Here is a 19361-nt window from a genome sequence, read left to right on the forward strand (position 1 = left end):
ATTAACCTAGCCTCCACAAACAAGATAAACTCTTTCCCAGATTGGCAACTCAATTAGTAACTTCATGAAATATCTAGCTTTACTCTCTGCCACAGTTCTGACTGCTACATCAGGATTAGTTGTTGGCAACATACAACCCGCCTCTGCGCTCACTTGGAACTGGAATTATTCTGGTACTGGGATAGATGCAAAGGGTACTTTTATCACCAATGAGACCCCCGATGAGTTTGGTTTTTACCAAATTTTGGGAATCAACGGTACACGCAACGGAGAGGTTATTACTGGGTTGCAACCCGCAGGAACTCCTATCCCTGGAAATGAACCGTTTAATGTGGACAATTTAATTCGTCTTGGCACTCAGCAATTAACTGGCGATGGTTTTGGTTATTCTACAGCAGGCGGAAACTACTCTAGTCCATTTTTTGCGAGTTTTTTGCCCACACCCAGTTATTTAGAAGTTTTTTCTGCACCACCATTAACACCAGGTTTTGAAAATTTGGGGCCGGAAGATAGTGAGTTACCCATTAGTTTTTTTGCAACTATAGCTAGTGTTCCTGAACCCACTCCTGTTCTCAGCTTACTGGCTCTTGGCTCTTTTGGTGCAACTGCAGTATTCAAACGTCAGCGCTCATCATCTAAATTAACTGCCAAAAAGCTCGAAAAAATTTCCTAAAATTATTCATCAAACTCATCTGAACTCCTCTGAATTGATTTTTTCTCTTTCAGGAGTTCATTTTTATGGTTTTGCTACTGACATATAGAGCGATCGCTATTATCCAAAGCTGTATTATTCTTTAAATAATTCTGCACGAGAGTGCAACCATAAGCCAGCGCATCTAACTGAAGAATGCGGGGCAAATTCCATAAAATCAAAGTGTTATCATCACCACCGGAAGCTAAAAAAGTTCCGTCGCGGCTAATGGCAATTTTTCTAATGGCGGCGGTATGTTCAGCGAGAGTTGTGATTTCTCTACCATCGAGTCCCCAAAGCTTGACAGTTGCATCTACACTTCCAGAAGCTAACATTTGACCATCAGGACTAAACGCTACGCCCCAAACTGCTGCGGTGTGACCTTTAAAGGTTCTCAACAACTTACCATTAATTGTCCATAACTTTACTGTATTGTCACTGCTGCCAGTCGCTACCATTTTACTGTCAGGGCTAAAAGCTACCCGCCAAACTGCTGCGGTGTGTCCAACCAAGGTTGTCAGCAATTTACCATCTATTGTCCACAGTTTTGCTGTGCCATCAGCACTCGCAGAAGCAAGCATTTTTCCATCAGGACTAAAAGCAACTTGCCAAATTTCGGCTTGATGTCCTGGAAGAACCAACGCTTTCGGCTGATGACGATGCCATATTTGGGCAATTTTATCAACATTAGCGATCGCGATCGCTTGCCCATCAGGACTTAATAATGCTGCTGTAATTTTTCCATAAGCATCTTTGTAACTCGCAACATAACTATTATCAGGACGCTTAATTGTAATTGTATTATCGTAAGCGGGAAGAGCGATTAACTGGCCATCCTGACTAAACGAAATCTCAAAGACTACCTTATTTTGGGTCAAGGTTCTGATTAAATTACCTTGGCGACTCCACAATTTAGCAGTATTTTCGTGACTAGCTGTACCAATAATGGCACTATCAGCAGTAATAGCGATCGACCAAATACCACCACCATGAGCAATCATACTTTGGAAAAAAGGATTTTCACTTTGCCAAAGTCTGACAACATTTTCTGCGCCCGCCGACACAATAAACCTACCATCAGGACTAAAACTAGTTCCCCAAATAGAAGCACTATGGCCTTTGAGGGTTCTTAATGGTGTGCCATCAACTCTCCACAATTTAATGGTTTTGTCAAGACTGGCAGAAGCAATAGTTTGACCATCAGGACTAAAAGCTACACTCGAAATTCCTGCGCTATGACCAACCAGAGTTGTACTCAGGCGGTAACTACCATTTTCCAGATTGCGCCGCCACAGTTTCACGGTTTTATCTTCACTGGCCGAAGCCAGGATCTGCCCATCAGGACTAAAAGCAACTCCCACAACCCATGCTTGATGACCTGTAAGCGGCTGTAAAGGCTTGACATTCTTCCAGCCAGCAGAACCTTTTTGCCACAGTTTGATTGTGCCGTCCAAATTAGCTGCAGCGATGGTTTGACCATCAGGACTAAAGGCCACTCCCCAAAATCCAGCAATGTAACCAGCAAAAGTTTTGATTAAAGTGCCGTCTTGCTGCCAAAGTCTGACTGTTTTATCCCAACCCGCAGAGACTAAAAATTTCCCATCAGGACTAAACGCCACTCCCCAAGCAGAAGCAGTGTGACCTTTAAAGGTATTAATTAAAGTGCCGTTGAGTTGCCAAAGTTTAATCGTTCCATCCTCACTTGCCGAGGCCAGCATTTGCCCGTCATGACTGAATTTCACCGCTCTGACGGCTCCTTGATGACCTTTGAGAGTCACAAGTAACTGACCATCACTCCGCCAAATTTTAACTGTTCTATCCATACTTGCCGAAGCAATTAGAGAACTATCAGGGCTGACATCGACTGCCATGACTGCTGCGGTATGACCAGCAAAACGATTGTATTCATCTGCACTGTAAACTGCTTGCCGCAGGATACTGTCTACGCGTTGTTCAATATTTGAGTTGGGGATGCCTAGTTTTTGCAATCTATGTTTAGCTTTGATTGCTTCTATTAAGGCATCCAAGCGCCGATTTGAAGCCAAAAGTCCCTCAGAAGAAGAGATTAAAGCCCGGATTTCACTGGTTTTGGCTTGAATTTCGCTGGTTTTGGCTTGACTGTATAAAACGAAACTGCCAAAACCCAAACAAGTAGAAAAAAGTAATCCAATACCCACGACAATTAACAAAAACCTTTGTAATGCCGCAGTTTTTTTTTCTTGGGCTAGTCTTGCTTCTACTTCTTGCGCTCTGACTGCTTCTAATGCTGTGTGAATTTCGCGCTGTTCATTTTCTTGGCTGGCTGCGAAAAACTTATAATCTAAATCGCTCAAACTTTTGCCCTGTGACCAATTTTGGGCATCTTTAAGTGCCTGTCCCCGCAGCAACCGAGACTGATCTTGATAACCTGAGGCCACCCAAGCATTGAAAAGTTGGGAGTAAGGACGCAAATTATCTAGTTGTCTAATTACCCATTGATGGTTAAAAACTTGACGATAAATCGGATTTTTAATTCTCAGATAACTGTTATGTCGCTCAATTAAACCAGATAACAACAGTTCTTTTTGTTCTTGACTATCATCAATGGGGACAAGGGGAGTGCCAGACTCAGCTTGTAACATTTGCTGATAAATTCCCAACAACCTCCCGGCGCGTTGTTCGTTAAATAGCAGCCGAGCGCGAATGGTACGCAGGTGTTCGGGTTCATCATTAGCTTCCCAGTGGAGAATAATATGTTTTTTGACAAGTTGTTCTACCCAATATCCGGCTGTGGCTGGTGGTAAATCTATTTTGCGATTTGGTGTGTCCCAGGCAATTTTGACAACTAACTGACACAGCTTTTGCGTGAGAAAAGGCTGTCCACCTGTCCAAGAAATGATGTTTTGGAGGACTGCTTGGGGTTGACTAATAACTTCTTCTAAACCTCTAAGTAATGGTGTTGCTTCTTCGGTGGTAAAACCATATAACTGAATGGCTGTACCAATATTAAAGGGTGTACGCCGCTTATCAGATATTAAGTCAGGTGGACTGGCTACTCCAAATAGGGCAAATCCTAAGCGTTTAAATTGCGGATCGTAGGCTCTTTGGTTATAACAGTGACGAATCCAAGCAAAAAAGTCACTAACAGAAAAATTTAAGCTTAATAAACTATCAATTTCATCAATAAAAATAAAAATGCGATCGCTTTGCTTTTGGGCAAGTAAAATTTCTTCTAAAAATTGATTGAGTTTTTGGATGGGCGAAAGACCTGATTGAAACTCCCACCACTGTTTAAAATCGATTGTTTGACTTAAATTCAAGCCGTAAAACAGACTGATAATAATTCCTTTGTACCATTGTTCAGTTGTTGTATCTTCACTACCTAAGCGCGTTACATCTATATATATACAGCTATAACCTTCTTTTGAAAGAGTAGCACTAGTGCGATGGAGTAAAGACGATTTACCCATCTGGCGAGAGTTAAAAACGTAACAAAAATCACCAGCTTTTAAGCTGTTATAAAGTTGTTTGTCCGCCTGTCGGATAACATAGCTCGGATCATTGCTAGGGAGACTGCCACCAACCTGATAGTTCATGTTAATTTAGGCATCTTTAACAAAAAAGAAATTATATAATATCAATTTGGACTCAAAAGGCATATAGACAATTTTCTGCTGCATAACTTTCAAAACACAGTTTGAGTTTATGCAGAACCGCTCATCAATTTGGTATAAATTTTACAATTGCTGTTTACATCTAAGGATTATTAATAACATGATTTCAACAGCATATTACTATAAAATAATCATTTTTTTATTAGTATACTTGTGTATTTTTTGGTCTGAAATCCTTTCAATGCTTAAATGTCTTAAATGTCTTAAATTTCTAAAAACTTTTTAATTATTTTTTTAACTGTCTTATCTGTCCTTGTATTTTGAGTATAAAAATAGGATGATTTTATCGGTGTCTGATTTAATTACGGAACATACTTACGTCAGCAATAAACAGGGACAAAAAAGATAGTCAAGTTATAGCAGTCAAAGCATAGATTAGGACTATGTTGATTGCGGAAACTCCTGAGAATACCGAGTTTATACTCAGCACTTTGCTATAAGCGAATTTATCAACAGCAAAAAAAAATCAAGGGAATTCTCTTGTTTAAATTCCCTTGACTAGAGAAATTGCTTAAGCAATAGTAGCTAGCTGTTTAGTAAAATAAGCGCGGTAAAGTTCACACCTGGGTAAGACCCGATCTCCTTCATAGTAAATCAATCCTAAACTTTCGAGTTTATAGGCATCTGTGGGATCGAGAAGCACACTTTGATTGGCTGTCACTAGCTCAGTATAGATTTTAATTAAATTGGGGTTAGCTTGCAGTCTGATCCAGTGTTGTTGTAAGTGGTTGCGGTAAATGCCACCATTAGCGAGGGCTTCCGCGATCAATTCTGATAAAGTCATAGTTTCCGAACCCAGATAATACAACGCCAGTTGGATTAGTGCTGGATGACCGCCGACAATAGACATTAACTGTGCAGACTCTTTACCTGTAGTCCAATTTAGACTATATCGCCTAGCCAAATCTTCGACTTGTAGCTGGGTAAATTCATACAGACGGATAGGTAATCCTACATTAAATGGAGAATGATTAATGTCTAAGGAAATATAATTTTCTGTAGAGTAAACTACTACAAGCTTAAGTTTATGCCAATGGGGATTTTGTCGTGCTTCCTCACACCAAGAGCGTAACAAAGCAAAAAAGTCATGAGCAATGTGAGGATATTCAAAAAAGCGATCAATATCATTAAAAACCAAAACTAGAGGACTTTTGTTTTGTTTGAGAATATAGTTTTGTAAGTACAAACTACAACTCAACTTACATCCAATTTCTTCATCCCAATGTTCATCCAGGTTTGGCTCAATTTTTAATTGATGTGCAATTTGCCAACAAAGGCAACGCAAAAGTTTATTCAAATCAGTCAAATATTGCTGATCAATTTGGCTACATTTGATATTGACTGTCTGATATTTTTGGAGTTTGGCAAAAGCTAAAAGACGCAATACTAAAGAAGTCTTGCCCATTTGTCTAGGGGCGCAGACCCGAATTACACAGCCTGTTTGTGTTAGTTGTTGATAGACTAACTCTTCAATTGGTGGACGCTCAATATAAAAGGGCGAATCTAAAGGTACAGCCCCATGTGGATATGACCAACTATTGACTGTGAGTGTAGATGAATTATCTAGATAAGCTCCTGTTGTTTCGTTGTCATTTTCTTCCGTTAAAATCGTGTAATCTTCCTCATTGACTTCTAAGTTAAAAGCACTAAAGCACAGTTTTAATGTTTTTTGATCGACGCTGGCACTCAAAGACCATAATCGACTCAGAGTTTTACTAGAAACGTTTATCTGTCTGCTTAATTGTTCTAAAGTTAAGCGATGACCTTTATTTTTTAAAACCTCCCAAGCTAAAATTGCTTCTTGTAATTTTTGTAATCCTGTAGGAGTTAAGATAACACCCCGTTTTCTCTTGCTCTTTGCTTGTTTTATTTCCATAGGTTATGTAACAACAATTTTAGTAGGTGCAAAATCTACATAGTAGATTTTGAAAATCCAATTGTTGTGAATTAAATATTGAGTATTTCTACACTGAACAATTGCCGATTTGAGGAACAAAAATGCTGCTGAATCTTGAGTTTTGAGTAAAAATTAATAATTTTTACTTCTCTTTGTGTCTATTTGGTTGTTAATTAAACTTGTTGCACAATTAGCTAAATAGCTGAAATTCAAGTATGAGGGAATTTAGCAACTATTAGCTGGCGGGCTAATTTAAGCTTATTGAGCAACAAATTCTTGAAATATTTATGGACTGCAATTTTAACTTACTGCATATATTTGCCGAAAAATTTGAAATTTTCATGAACTTACCTATGGAGACTATAAAATATTCTGGCTGCCTCCTAAATTACAAAATAAAAATTGCTTTTCCATAAATCCAAAAAACCAGGCTATTTGATGAGATTAAATATCAGCTTTATTTCTCAGTAAATCGCCAGTATAAATCACAAGGTATGGTTTTTTCTGGCTCTGAATTTCCAAGTGATTTGTCAAACAAGATTGCTAGAGTTGCTTAGAAAAATAGCTGCGGTAAATTTCGTAGCGAGGAAGAATGCGATCGCTTTCATAGCGGATTAAGCCCAATCTCTCTAATTTATCAGTCTGCACTGGGTCAAGCCAACCTTTTTGCTCATCAGTAGCTAAAACTGCTGCATAGGTGCGAGCTAAATGGGGATTTTCCTGTAATTTCACCCATTTTTGATATAGATGGTAGCGATATATACCCCCATTGGCGATCGCTTCTTCTACCAATTTTGTGAAACTCATTCCTTGACAGCAAAGATAATACAAACTCAGCCGAATTAATGCTGGATGACCGCCTACCAGTGACATCAATTCCTGAATTTCTTTCTTACCGTACCAGTTTAAACCGTGGCGTTTGGCTAAATTTTCTACCTGAGATTGCGTAAATTCTGGTAGAGAAATAGGCAATCCAATATTCAACGGAAAACGATTAATATCTAAAGAAATGTACTCTTCTGTAGAGTACACCATCACTAATCTCAATTTTTGCCAATTTGTATTTTGTCGTGCTTCTTCTGACCATGAACGTAACAAATCAAAAAACTCATGGGCTACGTGGGGATATTCAAAGAAACGTTCAATGCCATTCCACACTAAAACCACAGGTCTTTGATTTTTGTTGAGCAAATGGTTATGGAAGTAGAAACTGCTACTTAATTTACAACCAATTTCTTCATCCCATTGATTATTTAAATCGGGATCAATATTTAATTCCTTAGCTACTCGCCAGCAAAGATAACGTAATAATTTATTTAAATCTTTGAGGCAATTGTTATCCATTTGGTAACAATTCAAAGTGACGGTACGATATCCTTGCATTTGCGCAAAAGATAGCAAGCGTAACACTAGGGAACTTTTACCCATTTGTCTGGGCGAGCGAATTTGAATAACTGCGCCAGGTTGGGTGATTTCTCGATAGACTAGTTTTTCTATTGGCGGACGCTCAATATAAATAGCAGAATCGGTAGGAACAGGGCCATCAGAATATAACCAACTATGTTCCGGTTGTTCTAATGGATGGGTTCTATAGGAGTTAGCAAGTAAAGACTCGTTTGGATTTTTGGCAACATTCATCCTCAGCGAGGGTGCTGGCAAATTGGGAGTATTGTGATATTCATTAAAGAATGTATAGTCCTCATTACGTAGTTTGAGGTTAAAAGCATTAAAACAACATTTGAGAGTCTTCTGGTCTACCGCACTATTCAATGACCATAGGCGAGTGAGCGTTTTGATCGAAACATTGATGCGATCGCTCAGTTCGGCCATAGTAAATTTATTACCGTTATTCTCGATAATTTCTAAACTTTCAATAGCAGATTGCAGCTGCTTTAAACCAGTAGGAGTTAAAACGATTCCCCGTCTTCTTGTAGTATGTAATTGCTTCATATTAGTGCTGATTAATCTACAGAACTGGTACTTTTCTTCACTAAATTTAAAAAACTCTGGGTTAGTCAGTTAAATTTTGCGGTCAATTATCTAAATTGCGTGAGCTTTTTACTTTTGTAGTCAGTTACCAAACTATAGCCTTAGTTTTTTAAGTAGGGACAAACCAAAAATTAAATCTGCTATTGAAAAAAATATCAATTTGACTGCTGTCAAATAATTTTCAATAGCAGCCAAAAAACCTCAATAAGTTGTAAACTAGCTGATTAACTTTTTTACATTTATGACCTCCATGTTTAGGTTATAAATTAAACATCATATCTAAAATTTCTTTTGATTATCGTCTTTAGGATAACATTCAAAAATAAGAAACTTATAAGGACTTTATCGCTTTTCCTCTGGAGCTATCATTGACAAAACTTATATAAAATCAAATACTTTTATTTATCTGCTAATTTCATCCTCCACTGTTAAATTCCATCCTAAAGCACGCCTAATCTGATCAGGTAAGGTGATTGGGTTAAAGGGTTTAGCAATTGCATCAACAACCCCAAGCTCTTGAAGTTGTTGTGATGTAAACCAATCAGCCATCACACTTAAAAGTATTACCGGAATTAATTTGGTTGAATGTCTTTTATGGAACTTGTATAAAAATGTATTAACGTCCATACCAGGCATAACAACATCTAGCAAAATAGCATCAGGACTTGCTATCTCTAGCTGTTGGAGTGCAGCCTGAGCCGAGGCCGCAGTGACAACATTCCATCCCACCAAATCATTTAAACAAATTTGCACAAGGTCTCGAATAGTCGGTTCATCGTCAACCAATAATATTGTCTTGATTGTCATGATTAGAATGCTGAAAGAAGCTGGCTCAAATTGATTAAGAGGGCATAGGGACAAGCAACAGGTTCAGCCGTGACAGGCATACAGGTGTTTTTCTCCCATAACCGCACCGATTCACCTGTTTTCTGATTTAGATAAGTTCAGATTAAATCAAGAAAATAAGAAACTGATAAGGATGTCAACAATAGGGTGTAGCTGTACATGCACAAATATTTGATGAATGAAATTGATGACTGTACAACCCAGATTTTTCAACTCAAATCATATATTTATTCACATCTTGCACCTAGCCCCAGCGAATGGAATTCGCGGCTATACAAACGAAGTCCGCCAAGCGCAGCGCAAGCGCGATAGGCAGGCTTTGTTTGTATAGCCCCAGACTTCCAGTCTGAGGGGATAATTGGATTCATACAAGAGGTGTACTATATATCTGGAGGTAAAAGCAAAGTATTTTCAATCATCTCTCGTAAGTTAGTAGTTACATTACCCACAACATTGAAGCAATCTACTAATAAACTATTTGCCTCCCAGTATTGCTTAATTAACTGCAACTGTTCTTCATTGAATTGCCAATCATAAACCATCTGACGGTAGACTTTGATTACTTCCTTTAATTGACTAGTCCAAGATAACCCGTGAGATTTCCACCATACCTTTAATGCCTCTCGCTCTTGTTGAGAACTAGGCAGTTCTTGTTTGAGGTTGTGGAGAGATTGAGATAAAGATGAATGTTCATGTAGTAGATAATCAATATCCAAAGCTAATTTAATAGCAGAAATGCGCTTACAAAAAAGCTCTGGAGTCAAAGTCATACTAATTGCTAAAATATGCATTAAAGCTAAATCTAAAGCTAAATCATCAGCTAGTTTTCCCGCAAGATGGTCATCTAAAGATATAGCTAAAGTTTGGTTACGAGATAAAGAATAATCAGCAGGGAGAATCAGAGTAAAGTAAAAAGCACGTACAGCAGATGGGTGATAATCTGATTGCACTGTTGAAGATTTTTGCATCAACCAAGTCAAGCAACGATTTAACTTTTCATCGGCAACAAATAAATTCTCAATTTGTTGTTTCATTAGCTGAAATAAATGATCCACGGATCTCAGCATTTCTGTGGTGAGCAAGATAACCTCACGCCATCGCTTATCAAACATATTATCGACAACTTTATCTAAGGTTTTTTGCTCACCATTAGCCATAAACCTTGCAGTAAAGTACTCGTAAAATGTTAAATGTGAAAAAGAATAAATTCCCCTAGCATATTCAATTAATAGTCCATGCTGTAATTCAATCGATTGAAGTACAGCTTTACTATTTACTAATAAATCTTCTATATCATGCTCAGGCTCAGTTGCTGTATTAGGTAATAAATAAAGATAATCAGCAATTAATTGACAAATTTTAGTTTCTTCAAAGAAATAATCACCTTTTTCAAAAGCAGTTGCAGCTATATAACTGAGCAATTTAATTTTCTGACCTAAACTTAAATTGCGATATATGCTATCTCTTTTTATACCTCTTTCTTCATCCCAACGCACTAGTAATAACTCTAATCCTTGTCGATAAATCTCAGAACGTTTAGTAGGAAAGTCTTCTAAACATTGAAAAATTAAGCAAGTCAGATTTAATAAAAGAGGCGTAGATAAAAGATTTTGGATTAATCGGTTTTGAGAAATTGATATTTTCTCAATAAATTTAGATGCTAAGTTTTTCTTTAACCGGATATTTTTTTTAGTAAAAGCTGTAAACCATTTATTGGCAAAACTTACAATTTGTGAGTTGGTGAATTCAGCAATTTCTACTTCTGCAAAACCTTTAAATTTTTGATGTTTAAATGCAGTTCTACAACTAATAATTAATATATTTTTATAATAAATTTCGGCAAAGCTGCTAATAATATTAGCAACTTTGTCACTATTTTTATCTACTACTTCATCCAACCCATCTAACAAGATTAAAGCTTTACCTTCATGGAGTAAATGTTCTAATTCTTGTTGAGTTATTTTACAAATGCTAAAATCTTGAACTAAATAGTTTAATAAAGAGTTTTTCTCATCACAATTCATATTTTCCGCAAAATTTTTCAGACTCACAAACATAGGAACCCTATTAGCCTGAAATTTTCCTTGGTTACAGAGTATAGCAATTGATTGTAAGAAAGTAGTTTTTCCCGAGCCTGGCTTTCCCAGCACAACCAGTTTAGAAAATTTTTCAATAGCTTGTAAACCTGTAGTCTGCTTAGTACTAACTTCTTCCAAATCCAAATTTGCTAAAGTTTGATGATCAAATTTACAAAATTTGGCAATATCAATCCATCTGTGGCTAGAAATCTCTTCTATGACATTGACTTCAACAAATAATTCGTCTAATTCGACAGTACGAGAAATATCTAACACATGGATATTACCGCATTGATTTTGAATTTTTTCGGCGTGAGCAGTCCGTACTTTAGAGACTAAAGGGTCAATGATATGAGAATTTTTACTTTCTAGAATCTGCTGAGAATCTAATTCTTCACTTTCGTCAAATTCTAATCGTTGAACAATCTCCTCTGGCTCTAGTTCTAGACATAAGCAAATTTCGTTAAATATCTTACGAGCCACAGGTTTACCAGTAAAAAACTTCCAAATAGGTTGGCGACTATCTAGACCAACTCTACTTGCCAGATATTCTTGTGTCCAACCTTTATAATTAAAAGCACGTTTGGCTTTTTTAATACCTTCATTTGATGCTTGGAGAGACCTTTTGATCATGCTAATATCGAAAACTTAATTAATTCAAATGAAATCTGGGAGAGTCTGGCTAAATCTAAATTGGTAAATTAAAGCGAGACTGGATTGCACAACAGGCTTTAATTCCATCCATCTTGCCTTGTAGTCTAATGTCCATTAATACTAAGTCAGGCTGCAAGCTTTCTGCCATCAGCATAGCTTATTCTTCTGATGCTACTAAGGCTGGTACAGTATAGCCCATATCTTCTAGAGTTTCTCTTAGGTCGTCAGCTACTAACTGATCATCTTCAAGAATCAAAACTTTTAGATGATTCATAATTAATTTTTGGGTTGAGTATATTTATGGAAGTATTTGGATAGATATCTTGATAGTCTTCACTTAAACGATAAAACTCTTTAAGTTTCTTCAATATTTCTTCCTTGTCCATTAATTCATAGTTATCTATCAGAGTTTTTAAACCATATCTTACATGGTTTAAAGGATTCAATAATTCATGACTAAGTGATTGATTGATATAATTATAAGATTGCCTAATTCTTTTTTGAGTCTGTCTATTAATTATGTCTTGTTTCTCAAGAATAGCTGCAATTGCTCCTAATAAATCTGCCCGTGTAAATGGTTTGACTAAATAATCATTTGCACCCAATTCGATACCTTGACGCATATCAATTTGAGAAGATTTAGCTGTCAGAAATATAAAAGGAATCGCTTCAGTCTCTGAATTTTCGCGTGTCCAGGTGACAACTTCATAGCCATCTAACTCAGGCATGGTAATGTCGCAGATAACTAAATCTGGTATTTCTGTTTGGATCAAATTAATACCGACTTTGCCATTTTCTGCATCCATAACATAGAAATTTTCTGCTTTCAAAATTTCTACAATAATTTTTCGGACATCTTCTTGGTCTTCAATTACTAAAATTTTTGTCATTGTTAATGCTCTATTAACTATTCTAGTAGGTGCAACAATACTATGATATTAAATCTGCGGATGAAGACAGATTATCTAAATTGGACATATTACCAAAGATGAATATTTTAGGGAATTATTTTTTGTTGAGAAGGGAAAATTTATTTTTAATTAATGATAACTGAATATAGCAATCATATTTGATTTGTACTGATTCATCAAGGAAGGGAAGCAGAAACAAAAAATTAGTAGAACAGTGTAAACATTTGTAGTAGGGAAGAGGTTGTGAAGTTAGTTAATTTTTATTAACATAGTTTTTCCTCACGGACTTGAGGCTAGAGGTTAGACGCGCTTAGGCTAGGTAAAGTTAATGCTTGTTGAGACAGTAGGGGAGCAGGGTAGAGGGTTGGAAGTTTTTATCACCATGAAAATGATGCAATTTAAATGACTATTAGCTTATCAACCTCCGAAAAACTTAAAAGGTGGTTATTTGCTGTTAAATATATGTGCAATACTATGATATTTGTAGGTTGCCTATAAATAATTTAATTTTTTTTAAAATAAAATTAATATTTTTTTATTAAATTTGAATTCAATTTACTCTACTTAACAAATTTTTATGATGAGAAGAGTGAATAATTTTTGCCTGAGAATTATGATTGATTTTTAAATATTCAGTATTTTGGATGCAAAGGTTGAAATGTTAAAAGCTAAAAAGCCGACTTGACAAGTAAATTATACTTGTGAATTCAGATAAACGTTGGGAAATCATCTTGTTTTCTCTGTTCTCTGGGACTTTTTAGCAGAGATTAACTTCAGGATAACAATTTCGATAAAACTATATTTAGCGTAAGAATTCAGCACACAGAAGTCAGAAGTCAGAATTTAAGAGTAGTTTAAAATGATTGGTCTATTGCTACCCTGAAGAAAGAGATTCAATTTTCTAACATTCTGCCTCCTGGATTTTGACTACTGAATCTTTACTATTTAGCTGCTCATCAGATTAACTCATTTGAGGAATTTTATTTTGAGCCTGACAACACTTTATGAGTGAGCAAGACTGACGTTATAACCTAATATATAGAGTCTGAATCAGCGAAAAAGCTTTTTGTGATTCCCGTCAGACTTAGCGCACTTTTAGATGTTAGTGAAATTAACATAAATCTAATAAAATCTTCTCTGGCAAGAAAATTTTGTGAGATTTTTCAGTATATGGTGAATTTTTGGATAAAATATTTAAATCTTAAAGGTAATACTGAAGAGTTAAAGTGACAATTTTAGCGAGTTTTACATAAGTATGATTCAGAGATGTTATTTGTTTTGAGTAGTGTATTGAGAGTTAATTCAATTAGAAAAATATTTTTATTGAGCAAATAGGTAAGGTCAATTGATTGATGAAGGCGAGCGCCTGAAAATGTGTAATTTATGAATGATAGTTTGCCCCTGAACATTCTCATAATTGATGATTGTGACATTGATTGTCAAACGTATCGTCGGTATTTACAACATGATAGTTTGTATATTTATAACATTCGGCAGTCAGCAACAGCTAAACAGGCAATAGCATTGTGTCAAACACAGACACCAGATGTGATTTTGTTGGATTATTTGTTGCCTGACGATGATGGTTTAGGATTTTTACAGAACCTACAAAACAACTGGAATCATAGTCAATCTGCGGTGATTATGCTGACAGGGGCAGGGGATGAAAATGTTGCTGTTCAAGCGATGAAAAATGGTGTTCAAGATTATCTAGTCAAAGATCATCTTACTGCGACTATTTTACAAAGTGCAATTCATCATGCAGTAGATAGGATGCATCTGACCCGACAGTTAGAACAAAGTCGGCAACAGCAACAACTGATGACGGCGATCGCTTTACGAATTCGTCAGTCTTTAAACTTAGAAGATATTTTAGCTACAACCACAACAGAAGTACAGCAATTTTTAAAGGCAGACCGAGTACTTGTCTATCAATTTCACCCAGATATGAGTGGTACTGTCGTAGCTGAGTCAGTACTGACGGGGTGGACAGCCGCTTTAGACGCGCAAATCGAAGATGGGTGTTTTCAAAAGGGAAAGGGAGCCGACTATCACCAGGGAAAAAAACGCGCCATTAACGATATTTATCAAGCAAACCTGACAACTTGCCATTTACAGCTACTAGAGCGATTTCAAGTCAAAGCTAATTTAGTAGTACCAATTTTAGTCACAAATCAACTATGGGGATTGTTAATTGCCCATCAATGTACCGCACCCCGTAACTGGCAAGCATTTGAACTAGATTTGCTAGAGCAGTTGGCGGTGCAAATTGCGATCGCTATTCAGCAAGCCAGTGCATATCAGCAAGCACAAACAGAACTCGCACAACGCCGCCATACAGAAGAAATTTTACGAGAAAGTGAAGAAAGATTTCGGCATACCTTTGAACAAGCAGCTGTAGGAATTAGTCATGTTTCCCTCAGTGGGCAATTTATTCGCTTCAATCAGCGCTTTTGCGAAATTGCGGGTTACTCAGAACTAGAACTGATGACTCTGAGATTTCAAGATATTACTCATCCTGATGATTTAGCCGCTGATTTAGAGCAGTTAGAAATGCTCCTGGCTGGTCAAATTACTACCTACGCAATTGAAAAACGCTACATACGCAAAGACGGAATTGCTGTTTGGATTAACCTGACAGTTTCTTTGGTACATGATACTTTAGGCGCACCCCAATATTTTATTAGTGTCATTGAGGATATTAGCCAACGCAAGCACACAGAAGAAGCTCTGCGCCAAAACGAAGAACGCTTGAGTTTGGCTCTCGACGCAGCTGGTATGGGTAATTGGGACTGGAATATTTCTACAGGTGAAATTCACTGGTCAACAAACCTAGAAAAACTTTTTGGGATGGAGCCTGGCTCTTTTAATGGCAACTTTGAAACAATTGTGGCCATGATCTACCCAGATGATCGGCACAAAGTGTTACAAGCCATTAATTGTGCGGTCTATGAGCGCAAAGATTACAACATCGAATTTCGATTTGTCAAACCTGATTCTACGATTCGTTGGGCATTTGGGAGAGGCAAAGTACTGTATGACCAAAACGGTCAACCTGTGCGGATGAGTGGTATAGATTTTGATATCACTGAACGCAAACAAGCAGAAGCGGCTCTCAGAGAAAGTGAAGCGCGCTTTCAGGCGTTTATGAATAATAGCCCGTCAGCCTCTTGGATTACTGATGAATACGGCCAAATAGTCTACTTGAGCAAGACTTACTTGCGTACATTTCAACTGCCATTTGATCGGGTAGAAGATTTAATTGGTAAGCAAATATTTGAGGTTTATCCCCTAGAAATCGCCCAACAGTTTTTGGATAATATTCGCCTGGTGGCACAAACGCAACAAATTCTAGAAACTATTGAAAAAGCTCCCAGACTAGATGGGACATTGGGCGATTTCTTAGTCTATAAATTTCCTTTATCAAAAACATCTGAGCAATTACTAATTGGTGGTGTTGCAGTTGATATTAGTGACAAAATTCGGGCAGAACAGGCATTACAACAACTCAATCAAGAACTCGAAGCCAGAGTAGCAGAGCGTACCATAGCCTTACAAGAAAGTGAAGAGCGCTGGCATTTGGCACTACGGGGTAGTAATGATGGGATTTGGGATCGAAATATTAAAAATGAGGAGGTTTTCTTCTCGGCACGTTGGGAAGAAATGTTAGGCTTTAGCCCTCATGAGCTAGCTCAAAATCGAGAATCATGGTCAAACCGAATTCATCCTGATGATTATGAGCGCGTCTTTATGGCGATAGCAGCCCATTTAGCCCGTAAAACAGCCTTTTTCCAAGAAGAATACCGGATGCAATGCCAAGATGGCTCTTATATCTGGATATTAGACCGGGGTCAAGCATTGTGGGATGACGCAGGTAATCCCATACGGATGAGTGGCTCGGCAACAGATATTACTCAACGCAAGCAAACAGAAGCTGAATTATTAGCTGTTTCTGGATTGCAACAGGCAATTCTCGCTAGTATCGATTATGCAATCATTACTACCGATTCCGCAGGCATAATTCAAACTTTTAACTCTGCTGCTGAAAAAATGTTGGGTTATACAGCCAATGAGGTAATTGGTAAATTAACACCAGATAGTTTTCATGACCCAGAGGAACTCCAGCAACGGACTGATGAACTCGCACAAGCAATGGGTAAAAAAATTACGCCTCAAGATTTACCTATGCTCAAAATCCAGCAAGGAAGCTCTGAAGAGGAATGGACTTTTATTCGCAAAGATGGTTCACGCTTCCCTGTGCTTTTGTCGGTGAAACCCTTGTGTAATGGAGCGGGCCAAGCTATTGGTGGTGTGGGCATTGCCAAAGATATTACACAGCAAAAACAGTTAGAAGCGCAACTCCGCAAAAATGCTTCTAGCCTAGCTGCGGCCCAACGGATTGCCCATCTGGGTAGTTGGGAAATGGATTTAGTAACACAAAAGATAACTTGGTCAGAAGAAGTATTTCGGATATTTGGTTACAATCCTAAATTAAGTATACCTAGCTACACTAAAATGCTTGATTGCATTCATCCAGACGATCGCACTTGGCGAAATCTTGCTGTGCAGGAAGCAATGGAACAGGGAACACCTTATGAAATTGAGTATCGCTTTTATCGTGCTGACGGCAGTTTAGGTTATTTACTGTCACGCGGCGAAGTTTTATTAGATACTAATGGTCAACCATCCCAGTTGATTGGTACTATCCTAGACATTACCAACCGAAAACAAATTGAAGAAAAATTACGTAACCTTTCAGACCGCTTAACATTGGCACTGAAGTCAGCAAATATTGGTATTTGGGACTGGGATATGAGCCATGAGGCCGAATGGGATGAGAGAATGTATGAATTGTATGATTTACCATCATCTAACAGGGTTGCCCTATACCAAGACTGGCTAGACAAACTCCATCCAGATGACCGAAACTCCGCAGAAGCCGCTTTTCAAGATGCGGTGCGGGGAGGCAAAGAATTTGATACGGAATTTCGGATTGTGATTAATGATGGCAGCATCCGCTTTATCAAAGCCTCTGCGCTAGTTCAACGCAATGAACAAGGGCAACCGCAACGTATGGTCGGGATTAACTATGATATTACTGAGCGCAAACAAGCAGAAGCCGCCTTGCGCGATAGTGAACACCGTTACGCTACCTTAACCGAAACTGCTCCAGTTGCTATTTTTCGGCTGGATAGTGGTAGTAATTGTATTTATGTAAACGAGCGCTGGAGTTTAATGACGGGTAGACCGACGCAAGCTGCATTGGGTAAAGGGTGGCTAGAACATATTTATCAACAAGACCGCGATTTCCTGTTAGTGAATTGTCCTGGCCCCTGTGGCAAAAGATGTCACATAAATGACACTTGTCGGCGAGAAGTTCAATATGTACGTCCCGATGGCAGCATCGCTTGGTTTTATATCCAAATAGTCCCCGAAACTAACCCAATTGGTAATATCATCGGTTATATAGGAACCCTCACAGATATTAGTATTCGTAAACAAATTGAGTCAGAAGTGATTCACCATCGTGATTTACGAGAAGCCATTTTTAACGAATCCGCCGATGCACTTTTTTTAGTAGATGTTGATACCCAATTAATTTTTGATTGTAATCATCGGGCTGTGGAATTGTTTGAAGCACAAAACAAAGCAGAATTACTCAATATTCAGGGAAATACTCTGCAACTTCACCAGTTTATGCCGGAAGAATTGGATAAACTTGTCCAAGAATTGAATCAAAAATCTTATTGGAGTCAGGAAATAGAGTATGTCACTAAAAAAGGTAACATTTTTTGGGGTAATTTAGCTGCCAAACAAATTACTGTCGCAGGTAAAGGCATTAATTTAGTAAGATTATCAGATATTAGCGATCGCAAACAAGCCGTCGAACAAATTCAGCGATCGCTCGAAGAAAAAGAAACGTTACTTAAAGAAATTCATCATCGCGTCAAAAATAACCTGCAAATTATTTCTAGCTTGTTGAGGATGCAATCTCGACGTTCCGATGACGAAGCCACTTTATTAATGTTTACTGAATCTCAAAACCGTGTCCAGTCAATGGCTTTGATTCACGAGCAACTTTATCAGTCAGCAGATTTACATCAAATTAATTTTGGTAGCTATATTAAAAGTTTGACAGATAGTTTATTTCGCTGCTACGGAATTAATCAAAAAAATATTCATCTCAATATAGCTACAAACAATATTAAATTGACTTTAGATAATGCGATTCCCTGCGGATTAATTATTAACGAGTTGGTTTCTAATTGTCTAAAATACGCATTTCCTGGCGAAACTCAAGGCAAGATTACCATTGCTTTGAAATCAGCCCCAGAAAATAAATTAATTTTAATTGTCCAAGATGATGGAGTGGGTATTCCTGCAACATTAGACTGGGAAACTGCCAATTCTTTAGGTTTAAGAATTGTGAAGAACTTAGTCAGACAACTCAAAGGTAATATTCTTTTAGAACGCGATCGCGGTACTGCCTTTTATATTGACTTTCCTCAATGATGAAGAGTAGGGAGTAGGGAGTAGGAAATTAAGGTTTTAGAGAACGGTGTAGGTGTTCAAAACCCTTACCCCCTATACCCTTACACCCTTACACCCCTATACCCAGTCTCAACAGACAATCTTTATGCG

General features: G+C 37.6%; 8 protein-coding genes. 2 read left to right on the plus strand and 6 right to left on the minus strand.

What is annotated here, in order from left to right; all coding sequences use genetic code 11:
- The first annotated feature begins 64 nt into the window (after positions 1–64).
- On the plus strand, positions 65–673 hold the full coding sequence (locus tag H6G69_RS19295; RefSeq protein WP_190690760.1) for a PEP-CTERM sorting domain-containing protein: 609 nt from the start codon (positions 65–67) through the stop codon (positions 671–673).
- Positions 674–747: 74 nt separating this feature from the next.
- On the opposite strand, the gene H6G69_RS19300 is transcribed toward H6G69_RS19295, so the two are convergent.
- The 6 genes from H6G69_RS19300 to H6G69_RS19330 all read right to left on the minus strand — a co-directional run bounded on the left by H6G69_RS19300 (position 748) and on the right by H6G69_RS19330 (position 12698).
- Entirely contained in the window at positions 748–4266 is a 3519-nt protein-coding gene (locus H6G69_RS19300; RefSeq protein WP_190690761.1) for an AAA-like domain-containing protein, read from the minus strand.
- Between the two features lie 589 nt (positions 4267–4855).
- Positions 4856–6220 (minus strand): AAA-like domain-containing protein, encoded by a 1365-nt coding sequence (locus tag H6G69_RS19305; RefSeq protein WP_190690762.1) that lies wholly within the window; start codon positions 6218–6220, stop codon positions 4856–4858.
- Between the two features lie 564 nt (positions 6221–6784).
- Positions 6785–8191, minus strand: coding sequence for an AAA-like domain-containing protein (locus H6G69_RS19310; RefSeq protein ID WP_190690763.1), 1407 nt, complete (start codon positions 8189–8191; stop codon positions 6785–6787).
- A gap of 441 nt (positions 8192–8632) precedes the next feature.
- On the minus strand, positions 8633–9037 hold the full coding sequence (locus H6G69_RS19315) for a response regulator (protein WP_190690764.1): 405 nt from the start codon (positions 9035–9037) through the stop codon (positions 8633–8635).
- 419 nt (positions 9038–9456) lie between these two features.
- Positions 9457–11787, minus strand: coding sequence for an NACHT domain-containing NTPase (locus tag H6G69_RS19320; RefSeq protein WP_190690765.1), 2331 nt, complete (start codon positions 11785–11787; stop codon positions 9457–9459).
- Between the two features lie 266 nt (positions 11788–12053).
- Positions 12054–12698, minus strand: a complete 645-nt coding sequence (locus H6G69_RS19330) for a PleD family two-component system response regulator (RefSeq protein ID WP_190690766.1) — start codon at positions 12696–12698, stop codon at positions 12054–12056.
- A 1404-nt stretch (positions 12699–14102) separates the two neighbouring features.
- Between H6G69_RS19330 and H6G69_RS19335 the strand changes: the two genes are divergently transcribed.
- Complete coding sequence (locus tag H6G69_RS19335; protein ID WP_190690767.1) at positions 14103–19232, plus strand: PAS domain S-box protein; 5130 nt, start codon at positions 14103–14105, stop codon at positions 19230–19232.
- Positions 19233–19361 lie beyond the last annotated feature (129 nt).

It is taken from the genome of Nostoc sp. FACHB-110 (genome assembly GCF_014697425.1).
In the GTDB taxonomy this organism is placed as follows: Bacteria; Cyanobacteriota; Cyanobacteriia; order Cyanobacteriales; family Nostocaceae; genus Nostoc_B.